This is a genomic window from Variovorax sp. GW821-FHT10D07, from assembly GCF_059415325.1.
The window spans coordinates 26,052-50,059 of sequence record NZ_JBWKMZ010000008.1; the positions used below are offsets into that span (position 1 = coordinate 26,052).

General features: G+C 69.9%; 20 protein-coding genes. 2 read left to right on the forward strand and 18 right to left on the reverse strand.

What is annotated here, in order from left to right; genetic code table 11:
• Window positions 1-2 precede the first annotated feature (2 nt).
• From AC07PU_RS22510 to AC07PU_RS22555, 10 genes are all read right to left on the reverse strand, one after another.
• Window positions 3-464: a GNAT family N-acetyltransferase gene (locus tag AC07PU_RS22510; RefSeq protein ID WP_296783273.1), complete on the reverse strand. Its 462-nt coding sequence runs from the start codon at window positions 462-464 to the stop codon at window positions 3-5.
• A gap of 70 nt (window positions 465-534) precedes the next feature.
• Window positions 535-1,515 (reverse strand): CobW family GTP-binding protein, encoded by a 981-nt coding sequence (locus tag AC07PU_RS22515; RefSeq protein WP_495321121.1) that lies wholly within the window; start codon window positions 1,513-1,515, stop codon window positions 535-537.
• Between the two features lie 16 nt (window positions 1,516-1,531).
• Window positions 1,532-3,193 (reverse strand): amidohydrolase, encoded by a 1,662-nt coding sequence (locus AC07PU_RS22520; protein WP_261210830.1) that lies wholly within the window; start codon window positions 3,191-3,193, stop codon window positions 1,532-1,534.
• Window positions 3,194-3,242: 49 nt separating this feature from the next.
• The gene (locus tag AC07PU_RS22525) at window positions 3,243-4,277 is read right to left on the reverse strand and encodes an ABC transporter ATP-binding protein (protein WP_296783267.1); all 1,035 of its coding nucleotides are present in this window, start codon (window positions 4,275-4,277) and stop codon (window positions 3,243-3,245) included.
• Entirely contained in the window at window positions 4,274-5,305 is a 1,032-nt protein-coding gene (locus AC07PU_RS22530) for an ABC transporter ATP-binding protein (protein ID WP_495320680.1), read from the reverse strand. The genes AC07PU_RS22525 and AC07PU_RS22530 overlap by 4 nt, the downstream gene beginning before the upstream one ends.
• Before the next feature lies 1 nt (window position 5,306).
• Window positions 5,307-6,227, reverse strand: a complete 921-nt coding sequence (locus AC07PU_RS22535; protein WP_495320682.1) for an ABC transporter permease — start codon at window positions 6,225-6,227, stop codon at window positions 5,307-5,309.
• Between the two features lie 29 nt (window positions 6,228-6,256).
• On the reverse strand, window positions 6,257-7,231 hold the full coding sequence (locus AC07PU_RS22540) for an ABC transporter permease (protein ID WP_208512633.1): 975 nt from the start codon (window positions 7,229-7,231) through the stop codon (window positions 6,257-6,259).
• Window positions 7,232-7,243: 12 nt separating this feature from the next.
• Window positions 7,244-8,845: an ABC transporter substrate-binding protein gene (locus AC07PU_RS22545; RefSeq protein WP_495320685.1), complete on the reverse strand. Its 1,602-nt coding sequence runs from the start codon at window positions 8,843-8,845 to the stop codon at window positions 7,244-7,246.
• Between the two features lie 221 nt (window positions 8,846-9,066).
• A complete protein-coding gene (locus AC07PU_RS22550) occupies window positions 9,067-10,512 on the reverse strand; it encodes an NAD(P)/FAD-dependent oxidoreductase (RefSeq protein ID WP_495321123.1) in 1,446 nt (481 codons plus the stop codon).
• 34 nt (window positions 10,513-10,546) lie between these two features.
• Window positions 10,547-10,948 carry a nuclear transport factor 2 family protein gene (locus tag AC07PU_RS22555; protein ID WP_057591954.1) on the reverse strand — a complete coding sequence of 134 codons (402 nt, stop codon included), beginning with the start codon at window positions 10,946-10,948 and terminating at the stop codon, window positions 10,547-10,549.
• A 149-nt stretch (window positions 10,949-11,097) separates the two neighbouring features.
• On the opposite strand from AC07PU_RS22555, the gene pdxR reads away from it, so the two are divergent.
• The gene (gene pdxR / locus AC07PU_RS22560) at window positions 11,098-12,636 is read left to right on the forward strand and encodes a MocR-like pyridoxine biosynthesis transcription factor PdxR (RefSeq protein WP_296783256.1); all 1,539 of its coding nucleotides are present in this window, start codon (window positions 11,098-11,100) and stop codon (window positions 12,634-12,636) included.
• A 63-nt stretch (window positions 12,637-12,699) separates the two neighbouring features.
• Here the strand turns inward: pdxR and AC07PU_RS22565 are convergent, their stop codons facing one another.
• The 7 genes from AC07PU_RS22565 to AC07PU_RS22595 form a co-directional block, all read right to left on the reverse strand.
• Window positions 12,700-14,169, reverse strand: coding sequence for a DEAD/DEAH box helicase (locus tag AC07PU_RS22565; protein ID WP_495320688.1), 1,470 nt, complete (start codon window positions 14,167-14,169; stop codon window positions 12,700-12,702).
• Between the two features lie 153 nt (window positions 14,170-14,322).
• Window positions 14,323-15,210, reverse strand: coding sequence for a KPN_02809 family neutral zinc metallopeptidase (ypfJ, locus tag AC07PU_RS22570; protein ID WP_495320690.1), 888 nt, complete (start codon window positions 15,208-15,210; stop codon window positions 14,323-14,325).
• Window positions 15,211-15,345: 135 nt separating this feature from the next.
• Complete coding sequence (dcd, locus tag AC07PU_RS22575) at window positions 15,346-15,912, reverse strand: dCTP deaminase (protein ID WP_057591958.1); 567 nt, start codon at window positions 15,910-15,912, stop codon at window positions 15,346-15,348.
• 72 nt (window positions 15,913-15,984) lie between these two features.
• The gene (gene guaD, locus AC07PU_RS22580) at window positions 15,985-17,271 is read right to left on the reverse strand and encodes a guanine deaminase (RefSeq protein ID WP_495320693.1); all 1,287 of its coding nucleotides are present in this window, start codon (window positions 17,269-17,271) and stop codon (window positions 15,985-15,987) included.
• A gap of 165 nt (window positions 17,272-17,436) precedes the next feature.
• Entirely contained in the window at window positions 17,437-17,973 is a 537-nt protein-coding gene (locus AC07PU_RS22585; RefSeq protein ID WP_208509684.1) for an Rrf2 family transcriptional regulator, read from the reverse strand.
• Window positions 17,974-18,237: 264 nt separating this feature from the next.
• Entirely contained in the window at window positions 18,238-19,347 is a 1,110-nt protein-coding gene (locus tag AC07PU_RS22590; RefSeq protein WP_495320695.1) for a BMP family ABC transporter substrate-binding protein, read from the reverse strand.
• Window positions 19,348-19,421: 74 nt separating this feature from the next.
• The gene (locus AC07PU_RS22595; RefSeq protein ID WP_057591963.1) at window positions 19,422-19,814 is read right to left on the reverse strand and encodes a carboxymuconolactone decarboxylase family protein; all 393 of its coding nucleotides are present in this window, start codon (window positions 19,812-19,814) and stop codon (window positions 19,422-19,424) included.
• Window positions 19,815-19,961: 147 nt separating this feature from the next.
• On the opposite strand from AC07PU_RS22595, the gene AC07PU_RS22600 reads away from it, so the two are divergent.
• On the forward strand, window positions 19,962-21,188 hold the full coding sequence (locus tag AC07PU_RS22600; protein WP_495320697.1) for an MFS transporter: 1,227 nt from the start codon (window positions 19,962-19,964) through the stop codon (window positions 21,186-21,188).
• A gap of 149 nt (window positions 21,189-21,337) precedes the next feature.
• Here the strand turns inward: AC07PU_RS22600 and AC07PU_RS22605 are convergent, their stop codons facing one another.
• Entirely contained in the window at window positions 21,338-23,887 is a 2,550-nt protein-coding gene (locus AC07PU_RS22605) for a penicillin acylase family protein (protein ID WP_495320699.1), read from the reverse strand.
• Window positions 23,888-24,008 lie beyond the last annotated feature (121 nt).

Below are 24,008 nucleotides of genomic sequence, written 5' to 3' on the forward strand. Positions count from 1 at the left end.
CGTCAAACGTTCTTCGCGAAGATGATGAAGCCCGTGCGGTCCGCGACCTTGTCGTAGAGCCGCTGCCCCGCGAGGTTGGTCTCGTGGGTCTGCCAGTAGACGCGCTTCACGCCGGCCTGCGCGGCGCGTTCGTACACGCCCTCGATCAGCCGGCGGCCCACGCCCTGGCCGCGCAGCGAAGGCAGCGTGAACAGGTCCTGCAGATAGCAGGTCGGCTCGATGCGCGTGGTGCTGCGGTGGAACAGGTAGTGCGTGAGGCCGACCAGCCGGCCTTCATGCTCGGCCACGAGCGCATGCACGGGCTCGTAGGCGTCGAAGAAACGCTGCCAGGTGGCCTGCGTGATCGCGTCGGGCAAGGCCGTCGGGCCCTCGCGCTCGTAGAAGGCGTTGTAGCCGTCCCACAGCGGCTTCCAGTCGGCGTAGTCGTCGCGCGTGGGCGGGCGGATCACGAGGGTCGGGTTCATGGCGTGTGCAATGGCGCGGGTGCGCGTCGGGCGAAAAGCCCGCATTGCAACACGAACCGACGCGACGCGGCTAAGGATTCGCTGAAGCTGCCGTGGCCCCGAAGAAGGCCTCGAGCGCCTGCATCGGCAACTGGCCGCGCAGGCCGATCGCGACCACCGCGGCACCTTCGGCATCGAGCGGCGCGGTGGCCCGCCGCAGCATGCCGTGGCGGCCCGCGTACTGGACTTCGGACCAGGCCGCGCCGCCGCCCTCGGCCTCGACGTTCAGCAGGCCCTTGAGCCGCAGCACGCCGGGCGGCATCGCACGCATCCAGGCGCGCAAGGCCTCGGGCGCGAACACGGCCGCGGGCCGCGCGCTCCAGGTCGCGAACTGCGCGCCATGGTCGGCATGGTGCGCATGGTCGTGATCGTGATCGCAGCCCGGCACATCGCAATGCGCATGCGGCCTTGCCTGCCCATGCAACCCCGAGGCCAGCGCGAGCGGCAGCTCGGACTGCGTGGTCGCGACCCGCGGCGTGCCCGGCACGGTCGCGTCGAGCCAGGCCGTGGCGGCGGCCAGCGCCGCGTCGTCCGCGATGTCGGTCTTGTTGAGCACCACGAGGTCGGCCGACTTCGCCTGCCGCGCCAGCGTGTCGGCCAGCAGCGGGTCGCGCGACTGCGCGGCGACCGCGCTCGCATCGACCAGCACCAGCACGGCCTGCAGGCTCAGCTCGGGCGCGGCCATGCCGATCTGCGCGATGCGCCAGGGGTCGGAGACGCCGCTGGCCTCGATCACCACGGCGTCGAACGGCGGCTCGGCGTCGATCGTGCCCTGCAGCGCGCGCCCGAGGTCGTCGCCGATCTGGCAGCAGACGCAGCCGTTGGTGAGCGCGACGGTGTCGCCATGGCGCGCGGCGATCAGGCCGGCATCGATGTTGAGCGCGCCGAAGTCGTTGACCAGCACCGCCATGCGCAGGCCCTCGGCCTCGGCCAGCCAGCGGTTGAGCAGCGTGGTCTTGCCGGCGCCGAGGAAGCCGCCGACGACCGTGAGCGGCAGGCGCCGCGCCGTCATCGCGGTCATCGCGCCCTCATGCCTCGAACACGCGGCCCGACAGCACCGTGCCCCACACGCGCAGGTCCTTGAGCCGCATCGGGTCGATGGCCAGCGGGTCCTCCTCGAGCACGCAGAAGTCGGCACGCTTGCCGCATTCGATGCTGCCGATCTCACCGTCGAGCTTGAGGGTCCAGGCCGCGCCCAGCGTGATGGCGCGCAGTGCCTGCTCGACCGTGATGCGCTCGGCCGCGCCGAGCACGCGGCCCTTGGGCGTGACGCGGTTGACCGCGCACCAGGCGGTGAACAGCGGCCCGAGCGGCGTGACCGGCGCGTCGGAGTGGATCGCCAACGGCACGCCGGCGGCGAGCGCGCTGCCGCAGGCATCGAGCCGGTTGGCACGGTCGGGGCCCATGGTCATCTCGTAGTGCTGGTCGCCCCAGTACCAGATGTGGTTGGCGAACAGGTTGGCGCACAGGCCCAGCGCGGCCATGCGGCGGAACAGCGGCGCGTCGATCATCTGGCCGTGCTGCAGCGTGTGGCGGTGGTCGGGGCGCGGGGCGCGCGCGAGCACGCGGCCGATGGCGTCGATCGCGACCTCGCTGGCCTCGTCGCCGTTGGTGTGGGTGTGGATGGTGAGGCCGGCGCGGTGGTAGGTCTCGAAGTCGGCCTCGTACTGCGCGGGCGCGGTCACCCAGATGCCGTTGGGCGCGCCGTTGAAATGGCCGGGCCAGCGCAGCCGCGCCGAGAAGCCCTGGATCGAGCCGTCGAGCATCATCTTCACGAGGCCGTAGCGCAGCCGGTCGGTGTTGCGTGGCATCAGCGCCTGTACATGCTCCGCGCCCTGCGCCGCGCCATGCGTGCCGTGGAAAGCCTGGAACGCGGGCAGGATGCGCACCGCGAAATCCTCCGCGCCGGTGGCGCGCTCGAGCACGCCGCAGTCCTCCTCGGTGAGCTTGTTGACCAGGTCGGTGGCGGTGGTCACGCCCTGCATGCAGGCCAGCCGCGCGAAGGAGCGCACGCCGGCCTCGGTCATCGGCGCCAGCAGGCCGGCATTGCCGATCCTGCGCAGCACCAGGAACATCGCGGCCGGCTCCTGCAGCTCGCCCGTGGGCTCGCCCGCGGCCGGCCCGGCGGCGAACTTGACCACGCCCTCGACCTCGTTGTCGCGCGTGATGTCGGCGATGCGCAGCATCGCGCTGTTGACGTTCATCAGGTGGCCGTTGGCATGGCCGATGACGATCGGCCGCGTGGCACTCGCGCGGTCGACGTGTTCCACCGTCATGCGCTCGCCACCGAAGTAGATCGGATCGAAGCCCCAGGCCACCAGCGGCTCGGACTCGGGCCGGCCCTCGGCCTGCATGCGCGCGGCGATCTCGGCCAGCCGCGCGACCACGGCCTCCATCGAGCGCAGGCCGCTCCAGACCTTGCCCTGCGGATCGCGCCGGTCGAACCAGCCGAGGTACGCCCAGTCCCACATGCTGCCTTCCTTGAGGTGGCAGTGGCCCTCGACCAGTCCCGGCATCAGCACCTTGGACGCGAAGCGCTCGTCGAGCGCGAAGTCGCCCCAGGCGCGCATCTCGTCGAGCGAGCCGACCGCGAGCACGCGCCCGTCGCGCACCGCGACATGGGTGGCCTCGGGCTGCATCGGGTTCATCGTGAGGATCTTGCGGGCGCTGTAGACGGTGGTGGCGGTCATGGATTCGGGAAGGAGGATGGACGGGGCGCGACGCGATGTTCGCGCGGATTCAATCGGCCTGCAGGCGCAGGGGCGGCAGCGGCAGGCCGTCGGCCAGCCCGACGCGGCGGCAGCGCACCCAGTGGCCGGGCACCACCTCGCGCAGCGGCGGCGGCTCGGCCGCGCAGGCCGGCTCGGCCACCGGGCAGCGGCCGGCGAAGCGGCAGCCGTGCGGCGGATCGATCGGGCTCGGTGGATCGCCCGTGAGCTTGATGCGGCCCGCGGCGCGGCGCCGGCCGCCGCCCACCGTGGGCACGGCCGACATCAGCGCCACGCTGTAGGGATGCAGCGGCTGCGCGAAGAAGGCGCGCCGCGGCGCGCGCTCCACGATCTGGCCCAGGTACATCACGGCGATGTCGTCGCAGATGTGCTCGACCACCGCCATGTCGTGCGAGATGAACAGGTAGGTCAGGCCCAGTTCGCGCTGCAGCCGCGCGAGCAGGTTGAGGATCTGGGCGCGGATCGCGATGTCGAGCGCCGACACCGGCTCGTCGCAGACCACGAGCTCGGGGTTGGTGGCGAGCGCGCGCGCGATGTTGATGCGCTGGCGCTGGCCGCCCGAGAACTGGTGCGGAAACAGCTGCTGCTGCTCGGGCCGCAGGCCCACGGCCTCGAACAGCTCGGCCACGCGGCGCGTGCGCTGCTCGGGCGTGCCCACCTGCATCAGGTCGAGCGGCGCGCGCACCGCGGCACCGGCGCGCTCGCGCGGGTTGAGCGAGGAGAACGGATCCTGGAAGATGATCTGCATGCGCGTGCGCGAACGGCGCAGCGCCTCGCCCTCGAGCGCGCCGAGGTCGGTGTCGCCGAGCCGGATGCGCCCACCCGTCAGCGGCGACAGCCGCATCACGGCGAGCGCGGTGGTGGTCTTGCCCGAGCCCGATTCGCCGACCACCGCGAGCGTGCGGCCGCGGCGGATCTCGAAGGACACGCCGTCCACCGCCTTCACCACCTCGGGCTTGCGGCCCCAGCCCGCCCTGGCGCGCGGGAAGTGCACCTGCAGGTCGTCGACCGCGAGCAGCGTGTCGGCCGGTTCGATCAGGCTCATGCCGCCTCCTCCGCCAGCGCCTCGGCATGCAGCCAGCAGGCCGCGCCGTGCGAGCTGCCGCCATCGCCGTCACCGGCCAGCGCGAACATCGGCGGCACCGCGTGCGCGCAGCGCGGCATGGCATGGCGGCAGCGCTCGCGGAAGGCGCAGCCGCTGCCCAGTTCCCAGATCGAAGGCACGACGCCGGGGATCTCGGCCAGGTCCTCGCGGGTGTCGTCGTCGAAGGCCGCGCTGCTGCCGAGCTCGGGCAGGCAGTCGATGAGGCCGCGCGTGTAGGGATGGCCGGGCGCGGACAGCACCTGGTCGGCGCTGCCCTGCTCGATCACGCGACCCGCGTACATCACCATCACGCGGTCGGCCATCTCGGCGACCGCGCCCATGTCGTGCGTGATCAGCAGGATCGCCGTGCCCTTCTCGCGCTGCAGTTCGCGCAGCAGGTCGAAGATCTGCGCCTGCACCGTCACGTCGAGCGCGGTGGTGGGCTCGTCGGCGATCAGGATGTCGGGCCGGCAGGCCAGCGCCATCGCGATCATCACGCGCTGGCGCATGCCGCCCGAGAGCTGGTGCGGGTACTCGTCCACGCGCCGCTCGGGCGCCGGGATGCCGACCTGGCGCAGCATCTCGATGGCGCGTTCGCGCGCGGCCCGCGCATCGAGGCCCGCATGCAGCCGCAGCGATTCGCCGATCTGGTCGCCCACGCTGAACACCGGGTTCAGCGAGGTCATCGGTTCCTGGAAGATCATCGAGATGCGGTTGCCGCGCACCTCGCGCATGCGCGCGTCGGTAGCGCGCACCAGGTCCTCGCCCTGGAACAGCACGCGGCCGTCGCGGATGCGCCCGGGCGGCGAGGGAATGAGCCGCAGCAGCGCGAGCGCGGTCATGCTCTTGCCGCAGCCCGACTCGCCGACCACGCACAGCGTCTCGCCGGCGCGCAGCTCGAAGTCCACGCCGTTGAGCACCAGCGCCTGGCCGCGCCGGGTCCGGAATTCGACGTGCAGGTCCTGCACGCGCAGCAGTGCCTCGCTCATCTCAGCGCTCCCTCAGCTTGGGGTTGAGGGCATCGTTGAGGCCGTCGCCGATCAGGCTGACCGCGAGCACGGTGACGAAGATCGCGGCGCCCGGAAAGGCCACGGCCCACCAGCACGACAGCACGTACTGGCGGCTCGAGCCGATCATCAGGCCCCAGCTCATCTGGTTGGGATCGCCCAGGCCGAGGAAGGACAGCCCGGCCTCGAACAGGATCGCCGCGCCGATCGCCAGCGTGGCCGACACCACCAGCGGCGGCAACGCATTGGGCAGGATCACCTTCCAGATGATGCGGGCGTCGCGCGCGCCGATGGCGCGCTCGGCGCGCACGAACTCCAGCCCGCGGTACTTGAGGAACTCGGCGCGCGTGAGCCGCGCGGTGCCGGTCCAGCTCACGACGCCGATGGCCAGCGTGACCGTCACCAGCGTGGGCGAGAACAGCGTCACCACCACCATCGCGAACAGCAGCGCGGGCAGCACCTGGAAGAACTCGGTGATCTTCATCAGCACCGCGTCGACCTTGCCGCCGTAGTAGCCGGCGAAGGCGCCGAGCGTGATGCCGATCAGCACCGACAGCAACGCCGCCACCGCGCCCACCAGCAGGGTGGCGCGGCCGCCGTAGATCAGCGCGGTGAGCACGTCGCGCCCGAGGTAGTCGCTGCCGAGCCAGGCCTCCTCGCTGAACGGCGGCGTGAGCGGCGCGGCCTTGATCTCGAAGGGATCGGCCGGATAGAGCCAGGGGCCGGCGATCGCGACCGCGAGCACGATCAAGAGCAGCACCATGCCGGCGATGGCCGCGGGGTTGCGCAGGAACATGCGCGCGGCCTCGATGCCGGGATGCTCGGCGCGCGGGCCGGTGGTGGCGCTCGTGCGCGCGGGCGCCGCCGGCTTCGCGGCCGGCGCCGGGTCTGGGTCGAGGGTCATCGTGGAGGTCGCATTCATCGGGGGAGGCGTCACGCGGTCTTGATGCGCGGATCGATCAGGCGGTAGCAGAGGTCCGTGAGCTGGTTCATCACCACCACCACGATGGAGGAGAACAGCAGCACGCCGAGGATGGTCGGGTAGTCGCGCCGCAGCACCGAGTCGAAGGCCAGGCGGCCGAGCCCCGGCCAGTTGAAGACGGTCTCGACCAGGATCGCGCCCGCGAGCACGTTGCCGAACTGCAGCCCCAGCACCGTCACCACCGGCAGCAGCGCGTTGCGCAGCGCATGCTTGTAGAGCACCACGCGCTCGGCCAGGCCCTTGGCGCGCGCGGTGCGGATGAAGTCGGAGCCGAGCACGTCGAGCATCGAGGAACGCGCGAGCCGGCTGTACTGCGCGAGGTAGACCAGGCTCAGCGTGATCGTGGGCAGCACCAGGTGGTGCGCGACGTCGAGCACGTCGGCCAGGCCGCCGCCGGTGGCGTCGATGGAGCGCATGCCGGCCACCGGCAGGATCGGGAACACCGAGGCCAGCAGGATCACCAGCATGATGCCGATCCAGAACACCGGCGCCGCGAAGCCCACCAGCGACAGCACGGTAATGAACTGCGACAGCAGCCCGTTGGGCCGGCGCGAGGACAGCACGCCGAGCGCCGTGCCGACCACGAAGGCCAGCAGCACCGAACTCAGCACCAGCAGCAAGGTGGCGGGTACGCGCTCGGCGATCATCTGCGTGACCGGCAGGTTGAAGAAGTACGAATAGCCGAGGTCGCCGCGCAGCACCTTGCCGAGGTAGACGCCGAGCTGCACCGGCAGCGGCCGGTCGAGGCCGTACTGCGTACGCAGCTCGGCCATGAGCTCGGCCGACATGCCGCCGCTGGCGCCCGCGATGGTCTCGACCGGATCGCCCGGTGCCGCGTGCACCAGCACGAAGTTCAGCACCACCACCGCGAGCACCAGGGCGAGGCCCTGCAGCAGGCGCGAGGCGGCGTAGCGAAGCATGCCCATGTGCGCCCCGCCTTACTTGATGTAGACCTCGTCGAGCGGCGACAGCGGCCCCCAGATGGTGGTCGGCACATTGCCGACCTTCTTGCTGGTGATCGTGTGGTAGGGCACCTGGTTGATGAACTCGATCGGCAGCTCGTCGGTCACGATCTTCTGGAAGGTGGCGTAGTAGGCCTTGCGCTGCGTCGGGTCGGTCAGGCCGCCGGCGGTGTTGAGCAGCTCGTCGACCTTCGGGTTCGCATAGGACTGGGTGTTGGTCCAGACGATGGGCTTGATGTTGGTCGACAGGTAGGTGCGGTGCACGCCGATGATCGGATCGCCCCAGTTGAAGACCGCATCCATCGACATGTCGAAGTCGTGCGTGGCCAGGCGCTTGGCCCAGGCCGGGAAGTCGGCCGAGGCGCGCACCTCCACCGTGATGCCCACCTTCTTGAGCTGGCCGCGCACGTACTCGGCCACGTTCTTCTGCTGGTCGTCGCCGCCGGGCAGGTAGTCGATGGTGAGCTTGAAGCGCTCGCCGTTGGCGCCGGCCTTGTAGCCCGCGGCATCGAGCATCTCGCCGGCCTTCTTGAGGTCGAGCGGATAGCGCACCAGGTCGTTGACCGCGAACGGGCTGCTGGCCACCAGCGGGCCGTCGGACACGGTGGCGAAGCCGCCCATCAGCGCCTTGGTGATGAAGTTCTTGTCGATCGAGTGCGCGATGGCCTTGCGCACCTGCAGGTCGGACAGCGGCTTCTTCGCGGTGTTGAAGGCCAGCCAGTTGAGCGGGCCGATGCCGTCGTAGCCCTTGGGCGTGAGCGACACGCGCGGATCGTTGGCGAAGCGCTTGAGGTCGGTGGGCAGGGTCGCGAAGGGCAGCATCTGGATGTCGCCGCGCTCCACGCCGAGCACCAGGCTCGCCATGTCGGGCGTGATGCTCACGATGACCTTGTCGAGATACGGCTTGTTGGGCAGGAAGAACTTGTCGAAGCGCTCCATCACGATGCGCTGCGAGGGCTTGAACTCGGTGACGCGGAACGGGCCCGAACCGACCACGTCGGTGCTGTTGCGCGGATGGTTCTTGAGGTCGGTGCCGTCGCCGTAGATGTGCTTGGGCAGGATCGGGCACAGCGCGGGCGACATCGCGAGCACGATCGCCGGATGCGGCGCGCTCATGCGGATGATCGCGGTGTAGGGATCGGGCGTGTCGACCTTCTCGACCGGGCCCAGCATGGTGGTGAAGGGATGGTTGGCCTTGATGGCCATGATCGAGAACGCGACGTCGGCCGAGGTGATGGGCTTGCCGTCGTGGAACACGGCGTTCTTGCGCAGGTTGAGCGTGAGCGACTTCGCGTCGTCGGCGAGCTTCCACGATTCGGCCAGGTAGGGCTGCGGGTTCCACTTGTCGTCGAAGCGCAGCGGGCTCGCGAAGATCTGCGCCGAGGGCAATGCGGTCGCGATGCCCGACTGCACGGCGCCGTTGAGGTGGCGCGGCGTCTGCGTGCTGCCGATCACCAGCGTGCCGCCACGCTTGGGTTCTTGCGCCGCGGCGGGCAGGGAGCACAGCGCGAGCGCGGCCAGCGAGGCCGCCGACAACAGGGTGACACGGCGCGTGAAGCGGGAAAGCGGAAACGGCATGCGGGACCTCTGGATGGCTACTCGAAGAAGAAGCGGCGCGCGGTGCGGCGCCGACGAGATCGACGATAGGCCCCCGAGCAGGTGCCACGAAGAGCCACGTGGCACCGATCCGCAGGGCCAGACGCTGCGGGTTTGCCCCGTTGTGCGGCGTGCGATGCGCCGTTTGCGGGAAGGCGCACCGGATGCGGGAGCGCGCCGCGGCTCGCGCGTTACCTCGCGCGTTACTTCTCGTCCTTGAGCCAGTACCACTTGTAGAGCATGCGCTGGCCCATGCGGCGGAACGGCGCGAAGGCCTGCGACTCGACCAGGCCCATCACGTTGGGAAAGGGCAGCGGCGAGTCGTAGATCGGCAGCTCGAACACCTCGCGGCCCGCATCGCGGCCCGCGATGCGCTCGGCCAGGCGCTTGCCGGCCCAGGTCGAGAACGAGACGCCGTTGCCGCCATAGCCCACCGCGTACCAGATCTTCTTCGATGCATCGGGCTGCGTGATGCGCGGCATCATGTCGTGGCTCATGTCGACCCAGCCCCACCACGAGTGGTCGATGCGGATGTTGGCGAGCGGCGGGAACTTGCGCGCGATCGCGTCGGTGAGCAGCTTCAGGTGCACCGGTGCCTCGGCATCGGCGCCGCTGACCGAGCTGCGGCTGCCGATCTGCAGCCGGTTGCCCTCGAGCAGCCGGTAGTAGAAGCGCAGCGTGCGCGTGTCGGTGAGGAAGGTCTTGGAGCGGAAGTTGGTGGCCTTCAACTCGGCCTCGGTGAGCTCGCGCGTGACCACCGAGTTCGAGAGGATCGGCATCACGCGGTTCTTCAGCAGCGGGCTCAGCGCCTGGCCCGTATAGCCGCCGGTGCACACCGCCACGCGGCGCGCGCGCACCGTGCCGCCGGGCGTGCGCAGGTGGTGCACGCCGTCGATGGTCTGCCAGCCCTGCACCGGGCTCGAGGTGTGGACCTTCACGCCGAGCGCGCGCGCGCGCCGCAGCAGCCCGAAGGTGAACTTCAGCGGATGGATGCCCACGCCCTCGGCCTCGAACATCGCGCCCACGGTCTCGCGCTCGTCGCAGTAGTCGCGGCGCACTTCCTCGGCGCTCATCATGCGCGTGGCATAGCCGAAGGTGTCGCGCATCAGCGCGGCCTCGGCGGCGAGCACCGGCAGCTTCTCGCGGCGGTGCGCGAGGTAGAGATGGCCGCCGTCGAAGGCATCGCAGTCGATCTGCTGCGTGAGCGCCTTGAAGTTCTCGAAGCCCGCGCGGATCTCGGCGTCGAGCTTCTTCGCGGTATCGAGGCCCCAGCGCGCGATCCACTGCGAGCGCTTGAGGCGGCCGCTGGCGTTCTGGCCCTGGCCGCCGCTGCGGCTCGAGCAGCCCCAGGCGGCCTGGTTGGCCTCGAGCACGGTGGCGCGAATGCCATGCTCCTGCGCGAGGTAGAGCGCGGTCGACATGCCGGTGGCGCCCGAGCCCACGATCGCCACGTCGACGTCGATGTCCTGCACCAGCGGGCCGTCGTCCTCGGGCGGCGTGCCCGCGCTCGCGACCCACCAGGTGGGCGCATAGGCGCGGCCGGCGCCGGGGTCGGGCGCGAGCAGCGGGTCGTAGCGCGGGTCGTAGGGCCGCGAGGGCGTGGCGGGCACGGCCTCGGGGGCGGTGAAGGACGTGGTGGTGCCGGTCATCGTCATGGGCGCTCCGAAGAAGGCGTGGCGCGGACTACTTCGCCGCGGGCAGGTTCGGGCGTGCCTTGCGGAACACGTTCTTGAGCTGGATCTTCCCGTCCTTGAAGGTGAAGACGTCGATGCCGTCGGTCTCGATGCGGCTGCCGTCGGCGGCGGTGCCGGTGAAGGTCCACTGCGAGGTGCCGAAGTCGCCGTGCACGAAATGCACGCCGTCGATCCACTGCGCGTCGGGCACGGCCTGCCAGGCGGCCGCGAAGGCCTTGCGCACGGCCTCGGTGCCCGTGTGGCGGGTGCCGCAGGCATCGGGGCCGGCGGCGGTCTGGAACACGCAGTCGTCGCTCATGAAGCTCATCAGCGCATCGATGTCGTGGCGGTTCCAGGCCGCGCTGAAGGCGGCAAGGGTGTCGGTGGTCACGGGCGGGAAGGAAGAGGACATGGCGCTCGGATGAAAGTCTTTGGGGAATGAATGGAGCCGAGGGTAGGCAGCGGGCGGGGTGCGCGATAGGGCCAGATGCGGGGATTCGACCGAGCCAGAGCGCACGGACATGCGCGCCGGCGAAGGGCCTGCCCTAAACTGCGGCGACCATGGCGAGCCATCCCCGAGCCACCCAGTGGGCACAGCTCTTCGCGCTGCCCGACCAGCCCGCGCTGCCGCTGCAGGCGCGGCTGCGCGCCGCGGTGGTGCAGGCCATCCTCGAGGACCACCTGAGCGCGGGCGCGTCGCTGCCCTCCTCGCGCGAGCTCGCGGTGCTGCTGGGCCTGAGCCGCAACACCGTGACCTCGGCCTACCTGCAGCTGATCGACGAAGGCTTTCTCGAGGCGCGTCCGCGCAGCGGCGTGTTCGTGGCGCGCAATGCGCGCCCGCCCGCGGCGGCGCCGGCCGAGCCGCTGGTGGGACGCAGCGGGCAGTCGGGCCAGCCGCCCGACTGGTCGGCGCGCGTGCTGCGCTCGCTGGTGGACCAGCCCACGCTGTCCAAGCCCGAGCGCTGGCGCGACTATCCCTATCCCTTCGTCTACGGCCAGCACGACCCGCTGCTGTTTCCGACCGAGGACTTCCGCGAGTGCTGCGCGCGCAGCCTGGCGCGCTCGCAGCTGCAGCACTGGACGCCCGACTTCGAGACCGACGACGTGCCCGACCTGATCGAGCAGATCCGCACGCGCCTGCTGCCCAAGCGCGGCGTGTTCGCGCTCAAGGAGGAGATCATCGTCACGCTCGGCGCGCAGCATGCCTACTACCTGCTGGCCGACACGCTGTTCGACACCCACACGCGCGTGGGCCTCGAGGAGCCCGGCCATCCGCATGCGCGCAACAGCTTCTCGCTGCGCCAGCCCAAGTGGGTGGAGGTGGCGGTGGATGAAGACGGCCTGGTGGTCGATGCGCTGCCCGCGGCCGACTACCTGTTCGTCACGCCCTCGCACCAGAGCCCGACCACCGCCACGCTGAGCCTGGAGCGCCGCCAGTGGCTGCTGCGCAAGGCCGAGCTGCAGGACTTCGTGATCATCGAGGACGACTACGAGGCCGAGAACCTCTACGAGGGCACGCCGATGCCGGCGCTCAAGAGCCTGGACAAGACCGGGCGCGTGATCTACGTGGGCTCGGTGTCGAAGAGCCTGTCGCCCGCGCTGCGGCTGGGCTTCATCGTGGCGCCGCGCGCGCTGATCAAGGAGCTGCGCGCCATCCGCCATGCGATGGTGCGGCATCCGAGCGCCTTCCTGCAGCATGCCTATGCGCTGTTCCTCTCGCTGGGCCACCACGAGTCGCATGCGCGGCGCGTGAACCACGCGATGCAGGAACGGCTCGCGCTCGCGGCACAGGCGCTGCGCGACCACCTGCCCGATTTCGAGTTCAGGCTGCCGCAGGGCGGCGCGTCGCTGTGGGTGCGCGCGCCGGCCTGGGTCGACGCGGGCGAGCTGTCGCTGATGGCGCGCAGCCATGGCGTGCTGATCGAGGCCGGCGACGTGTTCTTCGCGAAGCCGCCCTATCCGTGTCCCTTCTTCCGGCTGCGGCTGTCGTCGATCCCTGCGGCGCAGATCTCGGCCGGCATCCGCGCGCTGGGGCTGGCGGTGGAAGAACTCGCGGCCGCGCGCGGCGAGCGGCGTCCCGCGGGCGGGCGCACGCACTGAACGAGCGCGCATGAAAAAGGCCGCGACATGCGCGGCCTCGTTGCAGGGCGATCGGCGAACCGATCAGCTCGGCTCGGGCGTCTTGAACAGCGCCGCGATCTTGCGCTTGCTCTTGATGTTGCTCGACACGCCGGTGCGCGCGGGTGCCTTGGCCGCGGCTTCCCAGGCCGGTGCGGCCTCGCTGTTGCTGTTGCCGGCCTCGTAGGGCTGGTCGAAGAAGGGATCGCGCGGCGCCGAGGGCGCGCGATGCGGGCGTCCGCCGCCGCGCCGCGCATCGCTGCCGTAGCCGCGTTCGCGCGGCTGGTCGAGCACGTCGCGCGCGTCGCCGGCCTCGCCCTCTTCGCGCCAGTGGCGGCGGCCGTCGTTGATGCGGCCGCGCGGGCGGTCTTCCTCGAACTCGACCGGCTCGAGCTCGATCTTCTTCTTGATCAGCTTCTCGATGTCGGCCACCAGGCGCGCGTCGTTGCCGCCGCTCGCGAAGCTCACGGCCAGGCCCGAGGCGCCGGCACGGCCGGTGCGGCCGATGCGGTGCACGTAGTCCTCGGCATTGAACGGGATGTCGAAGTTGAAGACCGCGGGCACGTCCTTGATGTCGAGGCCGCGGGCCGCGACGTCGGTGCACACCAGCAGGTCGACCTCGCCGGCCTTGAAGGCGGCGAGCGCCTTCAGGCGTTCGTCCTGGCTCTTGTCGCCATGCAGCGCCGAGGTGCGCAGGCCGTCGCGCTCGAGCGTGCGCGCGAGCCGCGCGCAGCCCAGCTTGCTGTTGACGAACACGAAGGCCTGGGTGATGCCGCGCTGGCGCACGATCTGCTTGAGCGCGCGGCGCTTGTCGTCGTCGGACACGCTGTAGAAGTGCTGCTCGACGGTGGAGGCGGTCTCGTTGGGACGCGCCACCTCGATGGTCACCGGGTTCTGCAGGTAGCTGCCGGCCAGGCGCTTGATCTCGGGCGAGAAGGTGGCCGAGAACAGCAGCGTGGTGCGCTGCTTGGGCAGGTAGCTGAGGATGCGCTGCAGGTCGGGCAGGAAGCCGATGTCGAGCATGCGGTCGGCCTCGTCGAGCACCACGTACTCGACCTGGTTGAGCACCGCGTTCTTGGCCTCGATGTGATCGAGCAGCCGGCCCGGCGTGGCCACCAGCACCTCGACGCCCTTCTTCAACTCCAGCGTCTGAGGCTTCATGTCGATGCCGCCGAACACCACCGTGCTGCGCAGGTTGGTGTACTTGGCATAGAGCTTGATCTGCTGCGCCACCTGGTCGGCGAGTTCACGCGTGGGCAGCAGCACGAGGGCCCGCACCGGGTGCCGCGCGGGCGAGGTGGAGGCGTTCTCGTGCTTGAGCATGCGCTGCAGCAGGGGCAGCGAGAACGCCGCGGTCTTGCCGGTGCCGGTCTGCGCTGCGCCCATCACGTCCTGGCCCGAAAGCACGACCGGAATGGCCTGCTCCTGGATCGGCGTCATGGTCTCGTAGCCCATTTCGGCCACGGCACGCGCCAGCGGAGCCGCCAGCGATAAGTTGGAGAAGGAACTTGTCATTGAGCCCGCTATTGTCGCACTGCCGCAAAAAACGGCAGTGACCGCGCGATGACAACGCCCGCTTTCGCGGCATTGCTATTTATTCAATAGCAAACAATGGAGCACTGGCGCGCGGTCTAAGACGCCACGCTGTCAGGCAATAGTGTGCAACCGTCAGAGGTTGCGCGCGTTGAAGGTGTCGCAGGCCTGCACGCTGCCCGTTTGGTAGCCGGTTCCGAACCAGCGCTGGCGCTGCGCGCTGGTGCCGTGGGTGAAGCTGTCGGGCACCACCGCGCGCCCCGCGGAGCGCTGCAAGGCGTCGTCGCCGATCTTCTGCGCGGCATTCATCGCGGCCTCGATGTCGCCCGGGTCGAGCCACTTCTTCGACTCCTGCGAGTGATACGCCCAGATGCCCGCGAAGCAGTCGGCCTGCAGCTCGACGCGCACGCTCATCGCGTTGTTCTGGCTCTGGCTCAGGCGGCGGCGCATGCCGTCGACCTTGGCCGTGATGCCGAGCTCGTCCTGCACATGGTGGCCGACCTCGTGCGCGATCACGTAGGCCTGCGCGAACTCGCCCGGCGCGCCGAGCTGGTTCTTGAGCGTGTCGTAGAAGCCGAGGTCGATGTAGACCTTCTTGTCGCCCGGGCAGTAGAACGGCCCCATGGCCGATTCGCCGGTGCCGCAGGCCGTGGGCGTGGCGCCGCGGAACAGCACGAGGCGCGGCGCATGGTAGGTGCCGCCGTTCTTCTGGAAGATGTCGCTCCAGACCACCTCGGTGTTGCGCAGCACGGTGCTGACGAAGGCGGCCTCGCGGTCGTTGGCCGGCGGCTTGGGCGCCGGGCCCTGTTGCTGCTGCTGCACCGGTGCCGGGCCGCCGCCACCGCTGAGCAGGCTCAGCACGGTGAGCGGATTGATGCCGAAGACCCAGCCCGCGATCAGCGCGACGGCGATGGTGCCGATGCCGATCCCGCGGCCGCCGATGAAGCCGCCGCCACCACCGCCACCGCCCTCGCCGCGGCGGTCTTCCACGTTGTCGGATTGCTCGTTGCCTTCCCATCTCATCGCATGCTCCTTGCCGGCCTCTTGCTGGGGTTTTGGCCGGTGATCGCCGGATGGTAGCGGCCCCGGGAGGCGCCGGGGTAACCGGGCGTCAGCGCAGGCCGCGCGCGCTCGAGGGAGACGCGCGCGACAACGCGATCAGGTCTTGGGCAGCGTCACGCCGCGCTGGCCCTGGTACTTGCCGCCGCGGTCCTTGTAGCTGGTCTCGCAGACCTCGTCGCTCTCGAAGAACAGCACCTGGGCGCAGCCCTCGCCCGCGTAGATCTTGGCCGGCAGCGGCGTGGTGTTGCTGAACTCCAGCGTCACGTAGCCTTCCCATTCGGGTTCGAAGGGCGTGACGTTGACGATGATGCCGCAGCGCGCATAGGTGCTCTTGCCCAGGCAGATGGTCAGCACGTTGCGCGGGATGCGGAAGTACTCGACGGTGCGCGCCAGCGCGAAGCTGTTGGGCGGGATGATGCAGTAGTCGCCGTGCATGTCGACGAAGCTCTTCTCGTCGAAGTTCTTCGGGTCGACCACCGTGCTGTGGATGTTGGTGAAGACCTTGAATTCGGGCGCGCAGCGGATGTCGTAGCCGTAGCTCGAGGTGCCGTAGCTGATGATCTTGTGGCCGTCGGACTCGCGCACCTGGCCGGGCTCGAAAGGCTCGATCATGCCGTGCTGCTCGGCCATGCGCCGGATCCATTTGTCGCTCTTGATGCTCATATGCGGTCGCTGCTGCGGGGGGAACGGGCGCGAATTGTGGCATGGCCGCCGGCGCGGCCCGCCTGCCCCGCCCTACCCCGCCTGCGAGATCACCGTGCGCTCGACCAGCCGGTCGTCGCCCAGCACGATCAGCGCGAACAGCAGCTCCTCGAGGCCGTTCGCCCGCGCGGTCTTGCGTTCCAGCAGCGGCGTGGCCTTGGGGTTCAGCACCAGGAAGTCGGCCTCGCAGCCCGGCTGCAGGTTGCCGACCACGCCATCGAGCCCCAGCGCGCGCGCCGCGCCGCCGGTGTGGCGCCACCAGAGCTCCGAGGGCGCGATGCTGAGGCCGGCCTTGGTCTGGCCCTCGCGGCCCACGTAGTAGGCGGCAATCATGGTGTGGAAGGGGCTGAAGCTGGTGCCGCCGCCGACGTCGCTGGCCAGGCCGTAGGGGTGGCCCACGTGGTCGGCCTTGCCGAAGTCGAAGAAGCCGCTGCCCAGGAACAGGTTGCTGGTCGGGCTCACGGCCGCGGCGGTCTTCGTCTCGCGCAGCAGCGCGCGGTCGGTGTCGTCGAGGTAGATGCAGTGCGCGTAGACGGCGCGCTCGCGCATCAGGCCGAAGCCGGCGTAGACGTCGAGGTAGGAACGCGCCTGCGGGTACAGCTCGCGCACCCAGGCCACCTCGTCGCGGTTCTCGGCCACGTGCGACTGGATCCAGGTGTCGGCGTACTTCGCGGCCAGTTCGCCGGCGCCGCGCATCTGCGCGTCGGTGCTCGCGGGCGCGAAGCGCGGCGTGATGGCGTAGCCGAGCCGGTCGACGCCATGCCACTTGCGGATCAGCGCCTCGGAATCGATCAGGCTCTGCTCGGTCTGGTCGCGCACGCCGTCGGGCGAATTGCGGTCCTGCAGCACCTTGCCGGTGATCATGCGCAGGCCGCGGCGCCGGGCGTCCTCGAAGAAGGCATCGACCGAGGCCACGTGCGAGGTCGCGAAGGTCAGCGAGGTGGTGACGCCGTTGCGCAGCAGCTCGTCGAGGAAGAAGCCGGCCACTTCCTTCGAATGGGCCGGGTCGACGAAGCGGCTCTCGGCCGGGAAGGTGTAGTTCTCGAGCCAGGGCAGCAGGCCCGGCGAGGGCGAACCGATGATGTCGGTCTGCGGGAAATGGATGTGCATGTCCACGAAGCCCGGCGCGAGGATGCGCCCTGGCAGGTGCGTGGTGTGGACCTCGGGATGGCGCGGCGCCACGGCGGCGTGGCTGCCCGCCTCGAGCACGCGCTGGCGGCCGGCGGCATCGGGGCCGACGACCAGCAGGCCGTCTTCGTCGAACTGGGGGAGACCGGCTGCGTCGAAGCGCAGCAGGGAGGCGCGGTAGGCTTTTTTCATCGTGGAGGCCGAGCGTAATGCAGCCTCGCGCCACCGCAATTTCCATGCGCGTATGAGCGCTATATGGCGCGCGACCTGCGGGTTATCCCGAGGGCAGGACCGGAAACGGCAACGCCGGGCCGTCGCGGCCCGGCGGGAAATTCAGACGCTCGAGACCTCGGAGGCTCAGGACTTCGCGAGCATCTTGCCCAGCGCGAACACCGAGTTCGGCACGTTCGTCGGGCGGGCCACGCTGGGCGCGGCCTGGCGCGAAGTCGCGTGGCGGACCACCGCCGGCGCCTTGGCCTGGGTCGCGTTGCGCGCGAGCTGCTCGTCCATCAGGTGCTGCAGCGTGACCGAGTCGAGGAACTCCACCATGCGGCTGTTGAGCGATGCCCAGAGCTCGTGCGCGGTGCAGCGCACGCCTTCTTCCTCGCTCGCGGAGGCCGAGGACGGCGCCGCTTCGGCGGCGTCGACCGCGAACACGATGTCGGCCACCGTGATGCGGGCAGCCTTGCGGCCCAGCGAGTAGCCGCCGCCCGGGCCGCGCGTGGAGGCGACCAGTTCGTGCCGGCGCAGCTTGCTGAACATCTGCTCCAGATAGGACATCGAAATCTTCTGCCGCAGGCTGATGGCAGCCAGCGTGACCGGACCGGTGGTCTGGTGCAGGGCCAGGTCGATCATGGCGGTGACCGCAAAGCGGCCCTTGGTGGTGAGACGCATCTCATCTCTCCTTCGTGCTTCTTGTAGACGTGAGGCCATTGCGGCCCCGTGGCGAAGCTTCCTTTGTTGTTATACGTTCTTCCAGAAACTCGACGCCGGAGTATCGGGCCTCGCGGACCGACTACCGGCAGATCCCGCCATTGTCGGCGAAAGATCTGCCTTTTTGGCACCGGAAAAGCACTGAAGCCTTCCCGAAAACCGGCATAGACCACTTCGACACGGAAATCGGCATTCGGTTCCCCGCGCCGTCGATCGCCGTGGCGCTCAGCGCGCGATCCGCCCCTGCACGCCCTCGGCCAGCCAGTTCATCCGCAGGATCTGCTCGTCGGACAGCTGGCTGCCCTTGGCGATCACGGTGCGGCCCTCGTTGTCGCGCACCTCGGCCGCCACGGCGCGGAACGGCTGCAGCCGGCCGGCCGCGATGTCCTGCTGGCGCGCCAGCACCTCCTGCTGCACGGCCTGGGGTACCTTGGTGCCGAAATCGCCGACCCGGATCATTCCCTCCTTCACGCCGCCCCAGAGGTTGGCGCTCTTCCAGCTGCCGTCGAGCACCGCGCGGGCGCGCTGCGTGTAGTAGCCGCCCCACTGGTGCGTGACCGCGACCACCTGGGCGTCGGGCGCGATCTTGCGCATGTCGGAGTGATAGGCGATCGCCAGCTTGCCGCGCTCCTGCGCCGCCGCCATCACCGCGGTCGAACCGGTGTGGAAGGCGATCACGTCCACCGACTGGTTGAACAGGGTCATGGCCGCGTCGCGCTCCTTCGGCGGATCGAACCACTCGTTGAGCCAGACCACGCGCACGGTGGCCTTCGGATTCACCGAGCGCATGCCGAGCGTGAAGGCGTTGATGCCCTGCAGCACCTCGGGGATCGGGAAGCCCGCTACGTAGCCCGCGACGTTGCTCTTCGTCATGCGCCCGGCCGCCACGCCGGCCAGGTAGCGGCCCTCGTAGTAGCGCGCATTGGCGGTCGCCACGTTGGGCGCGGTCTTGTAGCCGGTGATCGACTCGAACTTCACCTCGGGGAAGTCGCGCGCCACCTTGAGCGTGGGCTCCATGTAGCCGAAGCTCGGCGTGAAGATCAGCCGGTGGCCCTGCTGCGCGAGGTCGCGGATCACGCGCTCGGCATCGGCACCCTCGGCCACGTTCTCGACATAGGTGGTCCTGACGCGGGCGCCGAGCGCCGCTTCCACCGCCTTGCGGCCCTCGTCGTGCTGGCGCACCCAGCCGGCCTCGGTCAGCGGCGTGACGTAGACGAAGCCGATCTTCAGCGGCGGCGCGGGTTGGGGCTGGGAGTGGGCCCGGGAGTGGGCGGACAACAGAAAACAGGCGGTCAACCACGCCACCAAGGCGCGGCCCGCGAGGTTTTTGTACATGGTGTTCCTCTACATGGCCCCGGAAAAAAGAAATCCCCGCACCGGCCGGGACGCCCGGTGCAGGGGCGGGCATTTTACTTGTCGAAGGCCGGGTCGACCGGCACCCGGTAGCCGTTGACCAGCCGGTTGGTCTCGTTGGCCATGCCGACCACGGCCATCAGCTCGGCGAACATCGCCGGCGTCATGCCGGCCTTCTCGGCACCCGCGTGGTGGCTCGCGATGCAGTAGTTGCAGCCGTTGCTGACGCTCACGGCCAGGTAGACCATCTCCTTGACCACCGGGTCGAGCGCGCCAGGCGCCATCACCTCCTTGAGGCTGGACCAGGTGCGCCGCAAGGTGGCGGGGTCGTTCGCGAGGTACTTCCAGAAGTTGTTGACGTCGGGCACGTTGCGCGTGGCCTTGATGTCGTCGAACACGGCGCGGACCTCGTCCGGGGCGTTCGCGTACTCGATGGGCTGGGGTTTCATGCGGTGTTCTCCTGGGTGTCTGTGGCCGGACGTCCATTAGAGCGAAAGCCGCGCGGCCGCGCCGCCACCCGTGCACAGCCGCGATGGCTGCCGCCGCCAATCGGCAGGCGCCAGGGCGCGCGGGCGGCGGGACAATTCCGCCACCCCATGACGACCGACGCACAGCCCTCCTCCACCGCCGCGTTCACGCATTCCACCCACTGGCGGCGCAACCTGGTCGTCTGCATGTTCGGCTCCTTCACCACCATCGTGGCGATGACGCTGCTGCTGCCCTTCCTGCCGCTGTACGTGGAGCAGCTCGGCGTGAAGGACCATGCGGCGATCGTGCAGTGGTCGGGCGCGGCCTATGGCGCGACCTTTCTCAGCGCGGCGCTGGTGGCGCCGCTGTGGGGCTGGCTGGCCGACCGCTACGGGCGCAAGCCGATGCTGATCCGCGCCAGCCTCGGCATGGCGGTGGCGATGGCGCTGATCGGCGTGGCCGGCAACGTCTGGCAGCTGGTCGGGCTGCGGCTGCTCGCGGGCCTGCTCGGCGGCTATGCCTCGGGCTCGATGGTGCTGGTCGCCACGCAGACGCCCAAGGACCGCACCGGCTGGGCGCTGGGCACGATGTCCTCGGCGATCATGGCCGGCAACCTCGTGGGACCGCTGGTCGGCGGCGCGCTGCCGCCGCTGATCGGCATCCGCGCCACCTTCTTCGCGGCCGGCGCGATCATCTTCGTGGCCTTCCTCGCCACGGCCTTCCTGATCCGCGAGGAGAAAAAGCCGCGCACCGCCGCGGCCAAGGGCGGCGATGCCGGCGCCGGCTGGGCCGCCGTGCCCGACAAGGGGCCGCTGATCGCGATGCTGTTCACCGGCATGCTGCTGATGCTCGCCAACATGTCGATCGAGCCGATCATCACGGTCTACGTGGCGACGCTGGTCGAGGACCCGGCGCGCGTGACCATGATGGCCGGCTTTGTGATGTCGGCCGCCGCGCTCGGCAGCATCCTGTCGGCCTCGCGGCTGGGCAAGCTGGCCGACCGCGTGGGCCACTGGAACGTGATCGTGGGCTGCCTCGCGGTGTCGGCGCTGCTGCTGATCCCGCAGGCCTTCGTGACCTCGGGCTGGCAGCTCGTCGTGCTGCGCTTCCTGATGGGACTGTCGCTCGGCGGGCTCCTGCCGTGCATCGCGAGCGTGATCCGCCACAACGTGCCCGAACGCGTGGCCGGCAACATGCTCGGCTATTCGACCTCGGCGCAGTACACCGGCCAGGTCGCCGGGCCGCTGCTCGGCGGCTTCGTGGGCGGACACATCGGCATGCGCGCCGTGTTCCTCGGCACCTGCGTGCTGATGGCGGCCGGCGCGGCGTGGAACTGGGCGGCCAAGCGGCGCTGAGCGGTGCCGATCGCGCGCCCATAAAAAAACCGAGGCGGGGCTTTGGGGCCCGCACCTCGGCAACGCAGTGAACGATGGGAGCGGGCCCGTGCGACGAAGTTCAACCTTTCTTGGCTGTTCCGACGAACGGCGCTCCGCGCCTCATTCGCTCATTCGCTGATCGAACTGGTCTTCAGCGCCGCATCGCCCTGGATCTCGGCTTCGGAGAACGGCACCTTGAGCCACTGCCCGGCGCTGTAGGCGCGGGTGTAGTCGGCGTTGTGCGCCGAGGCTGGATCGTCCGACAGCGAGAAGGTCAGGAAGGTATGGGCCTCCACGCCGCCGGCCGGGAAACGCACGATCTGCATGTAGCTGTTGCCGTTCGGGTCGTTGTCCATGGTGTAGCCGCCCTTGTCGAGCGGGTTGTCCGAGCAGGCAATGGTGAAGTAGCCCGGGCCGCCGCAGCCGCCGTACAGCGGGATCTTCTGGCCGCCGCGGGTGGCGAACAGCACCTCGCCGCGCGTTGCGTCGACCGCGAAGCCGCTGGCCTGCACCTTCGCGACGGCGGCGCCGAAGGCCGTCGACAGCGCGGCGGCGGCACTGGGCTTGAGGTCGCGCGGCGTGTGGATGGGGTCGGCCGGGTCGAAGGGCACGGCGTAGAGCGAGGCCGCAGGCAGGCGCTCGGCGCGATCCCAGAACTCGTCCCACACGTGGGCGCCGCGCGCATCGCGCGTGCCGGCGTTGTTCCAGGCGCGCAGCGTGGCGCAGGCGCCGCTCACGTCGATGTCGCGCCCGATGGCCGCGTTGTCCAGCGGGTCGGCCGCGACGTTGATGGTCGCCTTCGCGCACACCATCGCCAGCGCCTGGTCCTTGAACAGCTCGGCCGTCAGCGCGCGGCTGTTGAGCACCATGCGCTTGACCGTGTCGGCGGTCGCGCCCTTGGCGCCGTAGCTGTCGCTGCCGTCGATGCGCCCTTGCGCCAGCAGGTTGCCCATGCGGGTGCGGAAGCTCACCTCCTGCGTGCCGGCCGGGCCCATGATGGGCGGGTAGCCCGTCATCGGCGCCTTCGGGTTGGCGAGCCAGTAGCTGTCGTTCATGTTGGCCACGTAGTCGTCGCGCTGCAGGCTGGGCAGGCGCGCGGCGCCGATGATGCCCTTCTGCGGCGAGTCGGCATCGCTTTGCCAGTCGCAGGCGCTGCGCGAACCGTCGAACACGGGCACGCCCGGCAGCGCGTCCGCGAGCGCCAGGCCCACTGGCGTGGTGCACTGCGCCGTCTGCTCGGTCGACACGTTGGGGATGGCGCCGATGTCGGCATACCAGGCCTTCGCGGCGCCGCGGCCCACGGCCACGGTGTTGACCCACGGGATCGCGACCTCTTCCTTCTGGATCGCGATGAACTCGTCGAGCGACTTGGCCTGGTTCCAGCGCTGCCAGTTGCGGAACAGGCGGAAGTTGTCGGCGTTGACGTCGCGGATCGCGAAGGCGCTGGCCTGGCTCCAGCCCAGCGCCGCGTTCATGCTCGCCAGGTTCGCGATCGGGCCGTACTCCGACTTGTACAGCGTGCGCGTCACGGGCACCACGCCGCCGCCCGACTGCTTGACCTGCACCGTGATGCTCGCGGCCTGCATCTTCACCGCCGCGCCGTCGCGCATGTAGCTGGTCGGATCGCCCGAGGCGAGCGTGAGCTGGTAGAGGCCGAAGCGGTTCGCGGTCGACACCGTGTGGCTCCAGGCGATGTTGTCGTTGAAGCCGATCAGGATCACCGGGATGCCGAGGAACGAGGTGCCGCTGATGTTGAGCTGGCCCGGGATGGTGAGCTGCGCCTGGTAGAAGCGGTCCGGGCCGCGCCAGTACCAGTGCGGGTTGCCGAACAGCAGCGGGCTCGCATCGCCGGTGGCGCTGGTGCCGAAGCCGATCATGTTGCTGCCCACGCCCTCGTGGCCGCCGACCTGGAAGTCGGGCCGGCGCAACTCCGCGGCGGCCAGCTGCGTGATGCCGCCGGTGACGCTGCCGCGCCCGCCGGCCTTCGCCATCTTCGCCGCGGCCGGCGCGGTGGCGTTCGCGATCGCCGGCAGGAAGTTGCTGAGGCCGGCCGCGAGGTTGGCCGAGTACATGCGGCGGAAGATGTCCTCGCGCGTTACGCTCTGCACCCAGGGCTCGTTGCGGCAGGCCGCATTGGCACCCGCGCTGCCACCGGCCTTGATCTCGCGCACGTAGCGGTTGTAGCCCGCGGCGAAGCCGTCCACCAGCTTCAGCAGCGTGTCCGGCTGCTGCTTGAGCATGGCCGACACCACGTCGTCCGAGATCACGTGCTTGTGGAAGAAGTCGGAATCGATGTTCTTCGGCCGACCGATGGTGCTGCTGAACGGGATCTGCGCGTCGGCGCCGAAGTAGCGCGAGCGCTCGCCGCGGTAGGTGAGGAAGGAGTTGGCCATGGTGCACAGGTCGTCCTGCGCCTGCGCATAGCCGTAGCCGTAGCCCGCGCCGGCCCAGTTGTCGGCCTTGATGTGCGGCACGCCCATCGCGGTGCGGCGGATCTCGGCCTTGTAGGTGGCGTTCTCGGCCGGCGGCGGGTTGATCGGTCCGATCGGGAAGAAGCCGCTGCCTCCTCCTCCACCGCCGCCACAGGCGACCAGCAGCGTGGCTGCCGCGGCCAGCGCGGTGGCCGTGAATGCGAGGGCGAGCGGCCGCCTCCGGCCGCGCGGATTGTCTTGTCTCATGTCGGATGTCTCCTGTGAATGCTCGGTCATGCTCTCTTGATGGAGCCTCGCCAGCTTAGGCAGCGCGCAGGGGGCTGGCTTGAACGAAGCCGCTGTATTGCGACCGCGCGCGCGCCGCTTC